This window comes from Streptomyces sp. NPDC043861, assembly GCF_056435905.1.
In genome coordinates, this window is sequence record NZ_JBWKDP010000010.1 from 1 (window position 1) to 15,897 (window position 15,897).

The following is a 15,897-nucleotide window of genomic DNA, read 5'->3' on the forward strand; positions in this document are numbered from 1 at the left end:
GACGCCTTCGAGGGCCTGCGCCTGATGGACGCCCTGATCGCCGTCAAACGCGGCGTCCCCGGCGCCACCCTCCCCGAACTCAAGCAACGCCGGGTACGGGCCACCGCCACGGCGGTCGTCGAGGAGCGCCCCGAGGAAGGAGCCGTGCGCTCCGACGTCGCGACCGACAACCGGGTCCCCGAGCCGCCCTTCTGGGGCACCCGCGTGGTCAAGGGCATCCAGCTGAAGGAGTACGCCTCCTGGCTCGACGAGGCCGCCCTGTTCAAGGGCCAGTGGGGCCTCAAGGAGGCGCGCACGGGCGGCGGGCCGACGTACGAGGAGCTGGTGGAGACCGAGGGCCGGCCGAGGCTGCGCGGCTGGCTGGACCAGCTGCACACCGAGAACTTGCTGGAGGCGGCCGTCGTGCACGGCTACTTCCCCTGTGTGTCCAAGGGCGACGACCTGATTCTGCTCAACGAGGACGGCTCCGAACGTACGCGGTTCACCTTCCCGCGCCAGCGCCGCGGCCGGCGGCTGTGCCTGGCCGACTTCTTCCGCCCGGAGGAGTCCGGTGAGACCGATGTGGTCGGTCTGCAGGTCGTCACCGTCGGCTCCAGGATCGGCGAGGCGACCGCCAGGCTGTTCGCCTCCGACTCCTACCGCGACTACCTCGAGCTGCACGGACTCTCTGTCCAGCTGGCCGAGGCGCTGGCCGAGTACTGGCACGCCCGGGTGCGCGCCGAGCTCGGCTTCGGCGGCGAGGACCCGGTGGATGTCGAGGACATGTTCGCGCTGAAGTACCGAGGTGCCCGCTTCTCCCTCGGTTACGGAGCGTGCCCGGACCTGGAGGACCGCGCGAAGATCGCCGACCTGCTCGAGCCCGAGCGGATCGGCGTGCAGCTGTCCGAGGAGTTCCAGCTCCACCCCGAACAGTCCACCGACGCGATCGTCATCCACCACCCCGAGGCGAAGTACTTCAACGCGCGATAGCGGGGACTGCGGTCCCGTCGGCCCGCTGTCCCGGGCCCCGGAGCAACCGGGGCATCGTCCCCCGGCGATCCGACAGCGCACGCCGCGCGGGTTGGACGTACACTGGTCGGTCCAGTGCAGGCCGGTCGCCCTCCCTCACCGGGAAGGCGGCCGGCCTTCTCGTCCCTCTCGGAGGTGTGCCGATGACCAGCACGGTCCCCGCGTCCTCGCCCCGCACGGCAGACGGCGCTCCCGCCGCGCTCCACCGGGCGGGTGCGCCCAGCCTGCAAGCCGTCTTCCTCGACATGGACGGAACCCTGGTGGACACCGAGGGTTTCTGGTGGGACGCCGAGGTGGATGTCTTCGCGGACCTGGGCCATGAGCTGGACGAGGCATGGCGGGACGTGGTGGTCGGCGGCCCGATGACCCGGAGCGCGGGCTATCTCATCGAGGCGACCGGCGCGGACATCACCCTCCCGGAGCTCACCGTGCTGCTCAACGAGCGCTTCGAGGGCCGGATCGCCCGCGGGGTGCCGCTGATGCCCGGGGCCGAGCGGCTGCTCGCGGAGCTCGCCGCGCACAACGTCCCCACCGCCCTGGTCTCCGCCTCGCACCGCCGCATCATCGACCGCGTCCTGGCCTCCCTGGGGCGTGACCGCTTCGCGCTCACTGTCGCGGGCGACGAGGTCCCCCGTACCAAGCCGCACCCCGACCCGTATCTCCTCGCCGCCCGCGGCCTGGGCGCCGAGCCCGGGAGATGCGCGGTCATCGAGGACACCGCCACCGGTGTCGCCGCGGCCGAGGCGGCCGGCTGCCGGGTCGTCGCGGTGCCCTCCGTCGCGCCCATCGCGCCCGCCGACGGCAGGGTGGTCGTCGGCTCGCTGGAGGAAGTCGACCTGTCCTTCCTCCGCACCCTGGTAACCCGAATGAACTAAGGCGTACACCCAGTGTGTCCTTCAAATCCTGTGGAAACTCTGGGCATCGGGCCGTGTATTTTCCGTAACCCCCCTCCTGGCGTGAGGTTCGTCACTCGAAGTGACGCCGGGGTGTGCTGACCATGCGTGACAGGGGGTGCCCCATGCTCCTCGGGGGTGCTCTTATGTCCTGATTGCTATCGGTCTGTGCGATTAATCCAGCTGCATGGATATCGATGCGCCGCCATTACTCATCACCGGGCGATCGAACCCCAACTCTCGCCCGGTCCAGCGTTCCTGGCGTCTCCCATTAATCTCGGACGCGAGAACTTCGCCGCATCAACCTGAGCCACGCGCACCACCCGAGTCCTCGTGCGCACAGGACCGATCACTCCGTATCCCGGCCCGATCGCACCGCCCCCGACCGGGCGGCCGCGGCGGAGTATCCCGTATGTCGCTGTATCCCAGTGTGGGATGAGGGAGAAACGTCCAGGATGAACCGCAAGACTCTGGTGCTGCCGGCCGTGGTGGGCCTGCTCGCTCCCGTACTCGCCGCCTGTGGCACATCAGGCAGTGGGTCCGGCAGTGGTGACGCCATTGTCGTGGGGACCACGGACCAGTTCGTGGCCACCAGCGAGGCGCCGGCGCCGTTCGACCCGGCGTACGCCTATGACACCGGTGCCTGGAACGTGCTCCGGCAGACCGTGCAGACGCTGATGCACGTGCCGCGCGGCGGTGGTGAGCCCGTACCGGAGGCGGCGTCCCGCTGCTCCTTCACCGACACCGAGAGCGAGAGCTACCGCTGCACGCTCCGTGAGGGCCTCACGTTCGCCAACGGCAAGCCCGTCACCGCGGAGGACGTGAAGTTCTCCATCGAGCGTGTCCTCGCCATCAACTCCGACAACGGTGCCGCCGGTCTGCTGGCCAACATCGACACCATCGAGGTGAAGGACGACAAGGAGCTCGTCTTCCACCTCAGCACTCCCGACGCCACGTTCCCGTACAAGCTCTCGACGCCGGTCGCCGGCATCCTCAGCCGTGACGCGTACGACGGCAAGAAGCTTCGCGACGGCTTCGACATCGACGGCTCGGGCCCGTACGTCCTCGACACCGAGACCGAGGGCGGCACACTGGTCAGTGCGGTCTTCACCAAGAACCCCCACTACAAGGGCGACCTGAAGCTCCGCAACGACAAGGTCGAGCTGCGGTCCTTCCCCGATGCCGAGGCCATGGGCAGTGCCCTGGAGTCCGGCGGAATCGACATGATGGCCCGCGCCATGTCGCCGGAGCAGATCGAGGAGCTCACGGAGAGCCCCAAGGAGGGCATCTCGCTCAGCGAGATGCCGGGCCTCGAGATCCGCTACCTGGGCTTCAACACCAAGGACCCGTCCGTGAAGGACAAGGCGGTCCGCCAGGCCATGGCGTCGATCGTCGACCGCGGCCAGATCGCGGGCAAGGTGTACGGCGCCACCGCCGAGCCGCTCTACTCGCTGATCCCGTCCAGCATCGCCGGACACACCAACTCGTTCTTCAACAAGTACGGCGAGCCGAACCGGGGCAAGGCCGCAGGCATCCTCCGCGAAGCCGGGATCAGCACTCCGGTGAAGCTCACCCTGCACTACACCACCGACCACTACGGCTCAGGAACGGCCAAGGAGTTCGCCGCGCTGCGGGACCAGCTCAACGCCGGCGGTCTCTTCGACGTGACGGTCCAGGGCACCGAGTGGTCCAAGTTCCGGCCCGCCCAGAAGCGCGGCGACTACGCCGTCTACGGCCTCGGCTGGTTCCCCGACTTCCCGGACCCGGACAACTACATCGCTCCGTTCCTGGACAAGGACAACTTCCTCAACACCCCCTATGTGAGCACTGTCGCCCGCAAGGAGCTCATCCCCGAGTCGCGCCGCCACGCCGACCGCAGCGCCGCCTCCGAGCCCTTCGACAGGCTGCAGGACATCGTCGCGACCGATGTGCCGGTGCTGCCGCTGTGGCAGGGCAAGCAGTACGTGGCCGCGCGGTCGGACATCACCGGCGTCGAGTGGACGCTGAACTCCTCGTCCGATCTCCAGCTGTGGGAGCTCGCGCGCGGCACCGCCTGATCTTCAGTACCCGGCCGCGGACGTCGCGGCCGGTTCACCAGCAGCAAGCAAGAGGCAAGGTTCTGTGAAGGCACGATTCAAGAGAAGGACGGCCCCGATCGCCGTGGGGCTCTCCGCCGTTCTGCTGGCGGGCTGCGGCGCTGACACGGGCGACGGCCCGGCGGGCGATGAGAGCAGAATCGTCGTCGGCATGTCCGACGAGGTCCTGGCCACCGATCCCGCGGACGGTTACGACCCCGGCTCGTGGCTGCTCTTCAACAACGTCTTCCAGTCCCTGATGAGCTTCCCCAAGGGCAGCTCGACGCCTCAGCCGGAAGCCGCCGAGAAGTGCGCCTTCGACGGCGGTGGCAGCACCGTCTACCAGTGCACGCTGCGGGACGGGCTCAAGTTCAGCAACGGCAACCCGCTGACCTCGGAGGACGTCAAGTTCTCCTTCGAGCGCGCGATGAAGATCGACAGCGACACCGGTCCGGTGCCGCTCCTCACCACCATCGACCGCATCGACACCCCCGACGACCGCACCGTCGTCTTCCGGCTGAAGGTGCCCGACGCTACCTTCCCCAGCAAGATCGCCTCGGGTGCCGGCTCCATCGTCGACCACCGCGAGTACGACGCCGGTGCGCTGCGCACCGACGGCAGCGCGGTCGGCTCGGGCCCCTACAAGCTCGACTCGTACGGCGAGAACGAAGCGGTCTTCTCGGTCAACCCCGAGTACAAGGGCACCGCAGAGGTGAAGAACGGCGGTGTCACGCTCAAGTTCTTCCACGGCGACCAGAAGGGTCTCGGCTCCGCCCTCAAGCAGGGGCAGGTCGACGTCGCCTACCGAGGACTCACCGCCAAGGACGTCACGGAGCTCCAGAGCTCCCTGTCCGCCGACGACGAGCAGATCGCGGTCGTCGAGGGCGACAGCGCCGAGGTCCAGCACCTGGTCTTCAACGTCAAGGACCCGGTCGCCGGCAAGCTTGCCGTGCGCAGGGCCTTCGCGTACCTCGTCGACCGCGACGCGCTCGTCAGGGACGTCTACGACGCCACCGCCGAGCCGCTGTACTCGATCGTCCCGGCCGGTATCGCGGGCCACAACACGGCCTTCTTCGACCGCTACGGGTCCAAGCCCGACCCGGACAAGGCCCGTAAGGCACTGCGCTCCTCGGGCATCACCGAGAAGGTGAAGCTGACCCTCTGGTCCACGCCGAGCCGCTACGGCCCCGCCACCGACCAGGAACTGGGCGCCATTGCCAAGCAGCTCAACGCGAGCGGGCTGTTCGAGGCGAACGTCAAGTCCGTCGAGATCGGTCAGTACGAGAAGGACATCAAGGCCGGAAAGTACGGCGTGTACGTGAAGGGCTGGGTGCCCGACTACCCGGACCCGGACAACTTCACGGCTCCGTTCTTCGGGGAGGACAACGTCCTCGGCAACAACTACGAGAACAAGAAGATCTCCGACAAGATCATCCCGGACACCGCGGCCATAGCCGACCGCGCGTCCACCGGTGAGAAGTTCGAGGAGCTTCAGAACATGGTCGCCGAGGAGGTCCCGTTCCTCCCGCTGTGGCAGGGCAAGCAGTACGCCGTGGCGCACGGCAACATCACCGGCCTCGAGTGGACGCTCGACGCCTCGACCGTCTTCCGTTTCTGGGAGATCAAGAAGGGCTGACCGGCTCCGACGAGCCGAGCAGATCAGCGAGGGGCCCGGTCCGCGGTGCGGACCGGGCCCCTCGCCCGCTTCGGGCAGGTCTCACTGGGCTCCGGGACGGACCAGTCCGCTCTCGTACGCATAGACCGCCGCCTGCACCCGGTCGCGCAGGCCGAGCTTCGTCAGCACATGGCCCACATGCGTCTTGACCGTCGTCTCGCTGACGAACAGATCCGCGGCGATCTCCGCGTTCGACAGACCCCGGGCGACGAGCTTGAGCACCTCGACCTCGCGATCGGTCAGCGTGTGCAGCGTGCTCGGGACCGGCTCGTCGCCGGACGGCAGATGGTCGGCGTACTTGTCCAGCAGGCGGCGCGTGATGCTCGGCGCAAGCATTGCCTCACCGGCCGCGACCACCCGGATCGCCTGAACCAGCTCGTTCGCGGGGGCGTCCTTCAGCAGAAAGCCGCTCGCCCCCGCCTTCAGGGCCTCCACGACGTACTCGTCGAGATCGAACGTGGTCAGCACCAGCACCTTCGCCGGGCCGTCCTTCCCGGGCCCGGTGATCTGACGGGTCGCCTCCACGCCGTCCATCCGGGGCATCCGGATGTCCATCAGCACCACATCGGGCTGCAGCGCCCTCACCTGGTCCAGAGCCTGGAGGCCGTCACCGGCCTCACCGACGACTGCGATGTCCTGCTCCGCCTCCAGGATCATCCGGAAGCCGGTGCGCAGCAGCGGTTGATCATCGACCAGTAGGACGCGGATAGCCACGGGATCTCCTTCGCTAGACCCGCCCCATTCTGCCCTGAGGCCCCTCCGGGGACTCCGCCGGGCGCCCGGCGTCCGGCTCGCCGTCCCGGGGCCGCACCAGAGGCAACGGGTACGGCGGAGGTGTGCCCCCGAACTCGGGGCAGACCGACTGGTGGTCGCACCAGCCGCAGAGCTTCGTCGGGCGAGGCCGCCAGTCGCCCGTCTCGGTGGCCCGCATGATCGCGTCCCACAGGGCCAGCAGCTTGCGCTCCACCCGCTCCAGATCCGCCGCGACGGGGTCGTACGTCAGCACCTCGCCGCTGCCCAGGTACACCAGCTGCAGACGCCGCGGCACCACCCCTTTGAGCCGCCACACCACGAGCGCGTAGAACTTCATCTGGAACAGCGCGCCCTCGCTGTACTCGGGCCGGGGTGCCTTGCCCGTCTTGTAGTCGACGATCCGCACCTCTCCCGTGGGCGCCACATCGACGCGGTCGATCACCCCGCGCAGCCGGAGACCCGATTCCAGCTCCGTCTCCACGAACAGCTCACGCTCGGCCGGCTCCAGCCGCGTCGGGTCCTCGAGCGAGAACCACCGCTCCACCAGCTCCTCGGCCTCCGCCATCCAGCGCGCCAGCCGCTCGCCTTCCGGATCCCCGGCGAACAGCTCGCCCAGCTCCGGCCGTGACTCCAGCAGCCGGTCCCACTGGCCGGGAATCAAGGCCTTCGCCCGTGGAGGTGTGCGCTCCACGGCCGGTGCGTCGAACAGCCGCTCCAGTACGGCGTGCACGAGCGTGCCCCGGGTCGCGGCCTCGCTCGGTTTCTCCGGCAGCTTGTCGATCACCCGGAAGCGGTACAGCAACGGGCACTGCATGAAGTCGCCGGCCCGTGAGGGCGACAGCGACACAGGAGGCCGGCTCTCCGGCACGGACGGCCGAGTCTCCGGCGGTGAGGGGTGTCCGTCCAGGGCCGACGGTTCGTCCGGGAGCGGCGGCCGGCCCGGGGAAGCGGGCGGGTGGCCTTCCGAAGCGGGCGGCTGACTCGTACTCATGACTCAGACCCTACGGCCCGCCACTGACAGCGAGCGGAATACCATCGACGGCAGACCCTCTCGCACTGCATGATCGAGCGAGCGACGCTTCGCACCGAAGGGAACCCGTGAAGAAGGACGAGGAGAGCGGCGAGCACACGCGGCCACGGTCCGGCACGGGGGGAGCGGACCCCGTCAGCGGCAAGCAGCAGCACTCCGACGAGCCCGGCGGCGGCATCCTCATGGGCCGCCCCTTCGGAGTGCCCGTGTACGTCGCCCCCAGCTGGTTCCTGGTCGCCGCCCTCATCACCTGGGTGTTCGGCGGACAGCTCGACCGGGTCCTGCCCCAACTCGGCGGCGCCCGCTATCTCGTCTCGCTGTTCTTCGCGGTCGCCTTCTACGCATCGGTACTCGTCCACGAGCTCGCACACACCGTGGTCGCGCTGCGCTACAAGCTGCCGGTGCGCCGGATCCAGCTCCAGTTCTTCGGCGGCGTCTCGGAGATCGAGAAGGAGTCCGAGACGCCCGGCCGTGAATTCGTCCTCGCCTTCGTCGGTCCGCTGCTCTCGCTCGTGCTCGCCGGCGTCTTCTACGCGGGCATGCGCACCGTCGAGCCCGGGACTGTGCCGGGCGTACTGCTCGCCGGACTGATGATCTCCAACCTGATCGTCGCCGCCTTCAATCTGCTGCCCGGACTCCCGCTGGACGGCGGCCGGATGCTCCGCGCGGTGGTGTGGAAGATCACCGGAAAGCCCATGAGCGGGACCGTTGCCGCGGCCTGGGTCGGCCGCGCGCTCGCTGTCGCCGTCCTGATCGGTCTGCCCCTGCTCACCCACACCGGTGCGCTCGGCAATGCCACCGAGGACATCGGCGGCATGGAGACCGTCACCGACGCCCTGCTCGCCGCGATCCTCGCGGCCATCATCTGGACCGGCGCCGGCAACAGCCTGCGCATGGCCCGCCTCCGCGAGCACCTCCCCGAACTGCGCGCCCGCACCCTCACCCGCCGCGCCGTCCCCGTCGAATCCGGCACCCCCCTGTCCGAGGCCCTGCGCCGCGCCAACGAGGCCGGAGCCCGCGCCCTCGTCGTCGTCGACGGCCACGGCGAGCCGACCGCGCTCGTCCGCGAGTCCGCGATCGTCGGCGTCCCCGAACACCGCCGTCCCTGGGTCGCCGTCAGCGGGCTCGCCCAGGAACTCACGGACGGGATGCGGGTTCCCGCCGAACTCGCCGGTGAAGCACTTCTCGAGCGGCTCAGGGCCGCGCCCGCGACCGAGTACCTCGTCGTCGAGGAGACCGGTGAGATCTACGGCGTCCTGTCCACGGCGGATGTGGAGCGGGCCTTCGTCAAGGCCATGGCGAGACCGTCCTCGTAACCCCGGTACTCTGGTCACATGTCCGAACCGACCGGTGCCGCCCGCCGTCGCGGGCCCTTCAAGGTCGGGGACCAGGTCCAGCTCACCGACCCCAAGGGACGCCACTACACGTTCACGCTCGAGGCCGGGAAGAATTTTCACACCCACAAGGGTTCCTTCCCCCACGACGAGCTGATCGGTGCTCCCGAGGGCAGTGTTGTCCGTACCACGGGAAACGTCGCCTACCTCGCGCTGCGCCCCCTGCTCCCCGACTATGTCCTGTCCATGCCCCGCGGCGCCGCCGTGGTCTACCCCAAGGACGCGGGGCAGATCCTGGCGTTCGCCGACATCTTCCCCGGCGCGCGCGTCGTCGAGGCCGGTGTCGGATCCGGCTCGCTGAGCAGCTTCCTGCTCCGGGCCATCGGCGACGAGGGCATGCTGCACTCGTACGAGCGCCGGGAGGACTTCGCGGAGATCGCCAAGGGCAACGTCGAGCGGTACTTCGGCGGACCGCACCCCGCCTGGACGCTCACCGTCGGTGACCTTCAGGACAACCTCTCCGACACGGACGTCGACCGCGTCATCCTGGACATGCTCGCTCCCTGGGAGTGCCTGGAGGCGGTCTCCAAGGCGCTCGTTCCCGGCGGCATCCTGTGCTGCTACGTGGCGACCACCACCCAGCTCGCCCGGACCGTCGAGTCCATCCGCGAGTTCGGCTGCTACGCCGAGCCGCAGCCGTGGGAGTCCATGATCCGCAACTGGCATGTGGAAGGCCTGGCCGTCCGCCCGGACCACCGCATGATCGGACACACCGGCTTCCTCGTCACCGCCCGCCGTCTCGCGGACGGTGTCGAGCCGCCGATGCGCCGCCGCCGCCCCGCCAAGGGCGCCTACGGCGAGGACTACGAGGGCCCGAACAAGGGCTGAGGCCACGTCCCGAGCGTCCTCGGGTCCCGCACAACGGCATACCGCCGCCGTCGAGTTCCCGGGGACAAAAGGGAACTCGACGGCGGCGGCTTTACGTTGGCCTTTACCCACCCCCCTGTTCCCGCTCCGTGTGACGTGTGGCACGATGCGTACTCCTCCCACCGCCGGTTTGCCTGCCGGCGCAGCCCTCACAGGAGACGCTCCGCGTGCAGACCTCCGAGACCCTTCCGGACCTCGCGCACACCCAGGCCCGCCCGGTGCACTGGCTCGCCACCGCGACGGCGATGGCCGCTGTCGTCGCGGGCGCCGGCCTGCTCCAGCCGGATGCCGCGAAGGCCGGCCCTCCGGGTCCCGAACTGGCGGCGGCCGCAGCGCCCGCCCCGGACGTGGGTGCCGTGGAACTGCCCATGGAGTGCGGCGGAGCCGGTACGACAGTCGTGAAGAAGGCGTCGGGGGACCTGGACGGCGACGGCGCTGCCGAGACGGCCGTCGTTGCCCGCTGCGAGGCCGGGTCCGGCACCCCGCCGAGCGGCGTCTATGTCGTCGCACGTTCCAGGGCCGGTGCCCCGCGCGTCGTGGCAACCCTCGTCGAACCGTCCGAGCGGCTCAGCGTGGGCGCTTTCGCCGTCCGTGACGGAGCCGTCACGGCGACGCTCCTCGGCTACTCCTCGCTCGAGGTGCCGCGCTGCTGCCCGGATGTGCGGGAGACGGCCAAGTGGCAGTGGCGCGGCGGGAAGTTCGTCGAGTCCCGCCACTCGGTTTCGGCCACGAGCGGTGACTGACCGCTCACTCTGCGTCTACTCGGCGTCGGGTCCGTAGACCTCGACCTTGTCCGACATGCGGCGTACGTGGATGCAGTCGCCGGGGCATTCCTTGGCCGAGTCGATGACATCGGTCAGCAGCGGCAGCGGTACGGGCGTTGTGGCCCCGGGCTGCTGCAACAGCTCGTCGTCGCTCTTCACATAGGCGAGACCGTCGATGTCCAGCTCGAAGACCTCGGGGGCGTACTGTGCACAGATCCCGTCGCCGGTGCACAGGTCCTGGTCGATCCAGACCTCGAGAGCCTCGTTCATGTCGCCTGCCGTTCCTGCGCGGTGTGCATCAATAGGTGCCAGCCCTGACGGGTGTTGACCGTTCCGACGATACAACCGCCCGCTTTCCGATGTTGATGGGTGGGTATTCACCTGGCGTGAGGGAGAGCGCAAGGGTGAAGATCGGACACACCCCTTCCGTCTTTGTGATCTAGGGGTTTCAATCACCACCCACCCAGGTAGGGTCAGGAAGCGTCCAGCTCCCCTTGGAGGAGGTGAGGACCGTGGCAGCCCACGACGACGACAACAACCGCGGCTTCCGGCCGGGACGGGGGTCTGAAGACCCAGCCGGCCAGGTTGCCTATCTTGAGCAGGAGATCGCCGTCCTGCGCCGCAAGCTCGCCGACTCTCCGCGTCATACGAGGATTCTCGAAGAGCGGATCGTCGAGCTGCAGACAAACCTGGCCGGCGTGTCCGCTCAGAACGAACGACTGGCGAACACGCTCCGTGAGGCCCGCGACCAGATCGTGGCCCTCAAGGAGGAGGTCGACCGGCTCGCACAGCCGCCGGCCGGCTTCGGTGTCTTCCTGCAGTCGAACGAGGACGGCACCGCCGACATCTTCACCGGGGGCCGTAAGCTCCGGGTGAACGTCAGCCCCGGCGTCGAGCTCGACGAGCTCAGGCGCGGCCAGGAAGTCATGCTCAACGAGGCGCTCAACGTGGTCGAGGCCATGGCATACGAGCGCACCGGGGACATCGTCACCCTCAAGGAGATCCTCGAGGACGGCGAGCGCGCCCTGGTGATCGGGCACACCGACGAGGAACGGGTGGTGCGGCTCGCCGAGCCGCTGCTGGACGCCACCATCCGTCCCGGCGACGCCCTGCTGCTCGAGCCCAGGTCCGGGTACGTCTACGAGGTCGTGCCCAAGAGCGAGGTCGAGGAGCTGGTCCTCGAAGAGGTCCCGGACGTCGACTACAACAAGATCGGCGGTCTGGGGAACCAGATCGAGATGATCCGCGACGCGGTCGAGCTTCCGTACCTCCACCCGGACCTCTTCCGGGAGCACGAACTGCGGCCGCCGAAGGGCATCCTGCTGTACGGCCCGCCCGGCTGCGGCAAGACACTGATCGCCAAGGCGGTAGCCAACTCCCTTGCCAAGAAGGTCGCCGAGGTGACCGGCCGGCCCGCGGGGAAGAGCTACTTCCTCAACATCAAGGGCCCCGAGCTCCTCAACAAGTACGTCGGTGAGACCGAGCGGCACATCCGCCTCGTCTTCCAGCGTGCCCGCGAGAAGGCGAGCGAGGGCACTCCCGTCATCGTCTTCTTCGACGAGATGGAGTCCCTCTTCCGCACGCGTGGCTCCGGCGTCAGCTCGGACGTGGAGAACACCATCGTCCCCCAGCTGCTCGCCGAGATCGACGGTGTGGAGGGTCTCGAGAACGTCATCGTGATCGGTGCCTCCAACCGGGAGGACATGATCGACCCCGCGATCCTGCGGCCCGGTCGGCTCGACGTCAAGATCAAGATCGAGCGTCCGGACGCGGAGGCCGCGAAGGACATCTTCGCGAAGTACCTCACGCCTTCGCTGCCACTGCACGCGGACGATCTCTCCGAGCACACCGGCTCCAAGGAGGCGGCGGTCCACGGCATGATCCAGTCGGTCGTGGAGCAGATGTACGCCGAATCCGAGGAGAACCGCTTCCTCGAGGTCACCTACGCGAACGGCGACAAGGAAGTCCTGTACTTCAAGGACTTCAATTCCGGCGCCATGATCCAGAACATTGTGGACCGGGCCAAGAAAATGGCCATCAAGGCCTTCCTCGACCACAACCAGAAGGGTCTCAGGGTCTCCCACCTCCTCCAGGCGTGCGTGGACGAGTTCAAGGAGAACGAGGACCTGCCGAACACCACGAACCCGGACGACTGGGCCAGGATCTCCGGAAAGAAGGGCGAGCGGATCGTATTCATCCGCACTCTCGTCACCGGAAAGCAGGGCGCGGACACCGGACGCTCCATCGACACGGTGGCGAACACCGGTCAATACCTGTAGATCGCAGACCGGCTGCGGATGTCCGGAAGGGCGTCCGCAGCCGCCTGCTTTCCAAGGGCCCCGGGTGGGTAACCCGACGACACGGAGCAATGACCGAATTGATCTCCCCACCAGCGCAGAGGCGTTCTAGGCTCGTCGGTGCCGCCGAGTCGCGCAGTGCGGGGACGGGCACCGCACACGCATCGGAGACCGAGCGGTACTTGAGCGCCGCCCCCAGACGGGAGCGCCGCCGGGCAAGGAGGGCCGCATGACCGTACGGCGAGTAATGGGCATCGAGACGGAGTACGGGATCTCCGTCCCCGGCCACCCGAACGCCAATGCCATGCTCACCTCGTCCCAGATCGTCAACGCCTACGCGGCGGCGATGCACCGGGCACGACGAGCGCGCTGGGACTTCGAGGAGGAGAATCCGCTGCGGGACGCCCGCGGATTCGACCTCGCCCGTGAAGCAGCCGACTCGAGCCAGCTGACGGACGAGGACATCGGCCTGGCCAATGTGATCCTCACCAACGGGGCCAGGCTCTACGTCGACCACGCCCACCCCGAGTACAGCGCCCCGGAGGTCACCAACCCGCGGGACGCCGTTCTCTGGGACAAGGCCGGCGAGCGGATCATGGCGGAGGCGGCCGAGCGGGCGGCGCAGCTTCCCGGTGCCCAGCCGATCCACCTGTACAAGAACAACACCGACAACAAGGGCGCGTCCTACGGCACGCACGAGAACTACCTGATGAAGCGGGAGACGCCGTTCTCGGACATCGTGCGCCACCTGACGCCGTTCTTCGTGTCCCGGCAGGTCGTGACCGGGGCGGGCCGCGTGGGAATCGGCCAGGACGGCCACGAGCACGGTTTCCAGATCAGTCAGCGGGCCGACTACTTCGAGGTCGAGGTCGGCCTGGAGACCACGCTCAAGCGGCCCATCATCAACACCAGGGACGAGCCTCACGCCGACGCCGAGAAGTACCGTCGGCTCCATGTGATCATCGGTGACGCCAACCTCTCGGAGATCTCGACGTACCTCAAGCTCGGCACGACCGCACTGGTGCTGTCCATGATCGAGGACGGCTTCATCAATGTGGACCTCGCGGTCGACCAGCCGGTACGCACTTTGCACCAGGTCTCCCACGACCCGGACCTGCAGCGACTGATCACGCTGCGCAGCGGACGGACACTCACCGCGGTCCAGCTGCAGATGGAGTACTTCGAGCTGGCCCGGAAGCACGTCGAGGAGCGGTTCGGCGCCGATGCCGACGAACAGACCAAGGACGTCCTGATCCGCTGGGAGGACACCCTCAACCGGCTCGAGAACGACCCGATGAGCCTGTCCGGCGAGCTCGACTGGATCGCCAAGCGGGAGATCCTCGAGGGCTACCGGCGCCGGGACGGTCTCGACTGGGACGCGGCCCGGCTGCACCTCGTGGACCTGCAGTACGCCGACGTGCGTCCCGAGAAGGGCCTGTACAACCGTCTGGTGGCCCGCGGCAAGATGAAGCGGCTGCTGGACGAGTCCGCCGTCGAACGGGCCGAGAGCAAGCCTCCAGAGGACACCAGGGCCTACTTCCGCGGCCGGTGCCTGGAGCAGTACGCCGACGACGTCGCCGCGGCCTCCTGGGACTCGGTCATCTTCGATCTGCCGGGTCGTGACTCTCTGCAACGAGTGCCCACGCTGGAGCCGCTGCGGGGCACACGCAACCACGTCAAGGAGCTGCTGGACCGGTGCCGCACGGCCGAGGACCTGGTCCGGGTCCTGTCCGGCGGCTGAAATGGTCCGCGTCCGGGAATCATTGCGGTAACCCCCGGACGTTGAGGAAAGTGCGGGGCCGATGTCAGACCCTGCTTGTAGGGTCTGATCTTGAGTGAGCCGAACCAAACGGGCAATCCGAGCGGGGTGAGGGATATGGCGACCAAGGACACCGGCGGCGGGCAGCAGCGGGCCACACGGTCCACCGAGGAGGTCGAGGAGCAGGCGCAGGACGCGCAGGCCTCCGAGGACCTCAAGGAGCGTCAGGAGAAGCTGTCGGACGACGTCGACTCCGTGCTCGACGAGATCGACGACGTTCTCGAGGAGAACGCCGAGGACTTCGTGAGGTCCTTCGTCCAGAAGGGCGGAGAGTGACTCCCTAACTGCGTTGGGGACACCCTCAGTTGTCCGTCCCGGTGCTCCAGGTCGCAGGCAGGCCGCACCGGGACGGATGACCGGCGACGGCACGGGTAATCTCCGTGCAGTGCATGCAAGATCGGCCCGGCCCCAGCGGCGGGCCGCCGCCAATTCGGAAGGAATCGCGTGGAAGCCAACCCTCGTAGCACCGGGCGTCTGCCGGCAGCCTTCCTGACGCCCGGCTCGTCCTCGTTCATGGACTTCCTGGGCGAGCACTCCCCGGAGCTCCTTCCGGGCAAGCGCGTCCTGCCGCCCGTCCAGGGCGCCATCGAAGCACCCCACGGCACGACGATCGTCGCCACGTCCTTCCCCGGCGGCGTCGTGCTCGCCGGTGACCGCCGGGCGACCATGGGCAACATGATCGCCCAGCGCGACATCGAAAAGGTGTTTCCCGCCGACGAGTACTCGGCGGTGGGCATCGCAGGCACCGCCGGCCTCGCGGTCGAGATGGTGAAGCTCTTCCAGCTGGAGCTCGAGCACTTCGAGAAGGTCGAAGGCGCCCAGCTCTCCCTGGAGGGCAAGGCGAACCGTCTCTCCACGATGATCCGGAGCAACCTCGGCATGGCCATGCAGGGTCTCGCCGTCGTTCCGCTCTTCGCCGGCTGGGACATCGACCGCGAGAAGGGCCGCATCTTCTCGTACGACGTCACGGGCGGCCGCTCGGAGGAGCACGGCTACGCCGCCACCGGCTCCGGTTCGATCTTCGCGCGCGGTGCGATGAAGAAGCTCTACCGCGAGGACCTGACGGAGCAGCAGGCCACCACCCTCGTCGTGCAGGCGCTGTACGACGCGGCGGACGACGACTCCGCGACGGGAGGCCCGGACGTGGCCCGCCGGATCTACCCGATCGTCACGGTGATCACCGACGAGGGCTACCGCAGGCTGACCGAGGACGAAACCTCCGAGATCGCCCGCTCGGTCCTGGAGCGCCGACTCGAACAGCCCGACGGCCCGCGTGCCTCGCTGCTCTGATGATCCCCCAGTCACCGCTGGGCGGTGCCCCC

At 68.4% G+C, this 15,897-nt stretch carries 14 protein-coding genes; 11 read left to right on the forward strand and 3 right to left on the reverse strand.

Annotated elements, in window-relative coordinates:
* The 4 genes from AC068D_RS22430 to AC068D_RS22445 form a co-directional block, all read left to right on the forward strand.
* The coding region (locus tag AC068D_RS22430; RefSeq protein ID WP_478824811.1) for a vitamin B12 dependent-methionine synthase activation domain-containing protein at nucleotides 1-969 on the forward strand (969 nt) is incomplete at its 5' end.
* Between the two features lie 182 nt (nucleotides 970-1,151).
* On the forward strand, nucleotides 1,152-1,883 hold the full coding sequence (locus AC068D_RS22435; RefSeq protein ID WP_478824812.1) for an HAD family hydrolase: 732 nt from the start codon (nucleotides 1,152-1,154) through the stop codon (nucleotides 1,881-1,883).
* A 473-nt stretch (nucleotides 1,884-2,356) separates the two neighbouring features.
* Nucleotides 2,357-3,958 carry an ABC transporter substrate-binding protein gene (locus AC068D_RS22440; protein WP_478824813.1) on the forward strand — a complete coding sequence of 534 codons (1,602 nt, stop codon included), beginning with the start codon at nucleotides 2,357-2,359 and terminating at the stop codon, nucleotides 3,956-3,958.
* Between the two features lie 64 nt (nucleotides 3,959-4,022).
* Nucleotides 4,023-5,612, forward strand: a complete 1,590-nt coding sequence (locus tag AC068D_RS22445; protein ID WP_478824814.1) for an ABC transporter substrate-binding protein — start codon at nucleotides 4,023-4,025, stop codon at nucleotides 5,610-5,612.
* A gap of 81 nt (nucleotides 5,613-5,693) precedes the next feature.
* On the opposite strand, the gene AC068D_RS22450 is transcribed toward AC068D_RS22445, so the two are convergent.
* The gene (locus tag AC068D_RS22450) at nucleotides 5,694-6,365 is read right to left on the reverse strand and encodes a response regulator (protein WP_478824815.1); all 672 of its coding nucleotides are present in this window, start codon (nucleotides 6,363-6,365) and stop codon (nucleotides 5,694-5,696) included.
* 13 nt (nucleotides 6,366-6,378) lie between these two features.
* Entirely contained in the window at nucleotides 6,379-7,395 is a 1,017-nt protein-coding gene (locus tag AC068D_RS22455; RefSeq protein ID WP_478824816.1) for a RecB family exonuclease, read from the reverse strand.
* 107 nt (nucleotides 7,396-7,502) lie between these two features.
* Between AC068D_RS22455 and AC068D_RS22460 the strand changes: the two genes are divergently transcribed.
* From AC068D_RS22460 to AC068D_RS22470, 3 genes are all read left to right on the forward strand, one after another.
* Nucleotides 7,503-8,750 carry a site-2 protease family protein gene (locus tag AC068D_RS22460; protein WP_478824817.1) on the forward strand — a complete coding sequence of 416 codons (1,248 nt, stop codon included), beginning with the start codon at nucleotides 7,503-7,505 and terminating at the stop codon, nucleotides 8,748-8,750.
* A gap of 18 nt (nucleotides 8,751-8,768) precedes the next feature.
* The gene (locus AC068D_RS22465; RefSeq protein WP_453667338.1) at nucleotides 8,769-9,656 is read left to right on the forward strand and encodes a tRNA (adenine-N1)-methyltransferase; all 888 of its coding nucleotides are present in this window, start codon (nucleotides 8,769-8,771) and stop codon (nucleotides 9,654-9,656) included.
* A 206-nt stretch (nucleotides 9,657-9,862) separates the two neighbouring features.
* Entirely contained in the window at nucleotides 9,863-10,438 is a 576-nt protein-coding gene (locus tag AC068D_RS22470) for a hypothetical protein (protein ID WP_478824818.1), read from the forward strand.
* Nucleotides 10,439-10,453: 15 nt separating this feature from the next.
* Here the strand turns inward: AC068D_RS22470 and AC068D_RS22475 are convergent, their stop codons facing one another.
* Nucleotides 10,454-10,729: a ferredoxin gene (locus AC068D_RS22475; protein WP_478824819.1), complete on the reverse strand. Its 276-nt coding sequence runs from the start codon at nucleotides 10,727-10,729 to the stop codon at nucleotides 10,454-10,456.
* A gap of 242 nt (nucleotides 10,730-10,971) precedes the next feature.
* Here AC068D_RS22475 and arc point away from each other — a divergent pair, with 242 nt between their 5' ends.
* The 4 genes from arc (at nucleotide 10,972) to prcB (ending at nucleotide 15,865) form a co-directional block, all read left to right on the forward strand.
* A complete protein-coding gene (arc, locus tag AC068D_RS22480) occupies nucleotides 10,972-12,738 on the forward strand; it encodes a proteasome ATPase (RefSeq protein WP_478824820.1) in 1,767 nt (588 codons plus the stop codon).
* Nucleotides 12,739-12,985: 247 nt separating this feature from the next.
* On the forward strand, nucleotides 12,986-14,497 hold the full coding sequence (dop, locus tag AC068D_RS22485; RefSeq protein ID WP_478824821.1) for a depupylase/deamidase Dop: 1,512 nt from the start codon (nucleotides 12,986-12,988) through the stop codon (nucleotides 14,495-14,497).
* A 135-nt stretch (nucleotides 14,498-14,632) separates the two neighbouring features.
* Nucleotides 14,633-14,851: a ubiquitin-like protein Pup gene (locus AC068D_RS22490; RefSeq protein ID WP_093657191.1), complete on the forward strand. Its 219-nt coding sequence runs from the start codon at nucleotides 14,633-14,635 to the stop codon at nucleotides 14,849-14,851.
* A 168-nt stretch (nucleotides 14,852-15,019) separates the two neighbouring features.
* A complete protein-coding gene (gene prcB / locus AC068D_RS22495) occupies nucleotides 15,020-15,865 on the forward strand; it encodes a proteasome subunit beta (RefSeq protein ID WP_478824822.1) in 846 nt (281 codons plus the stop codon).
* Nucleotides 15,866-15,897: the final 32 nt, after the last annotated feature.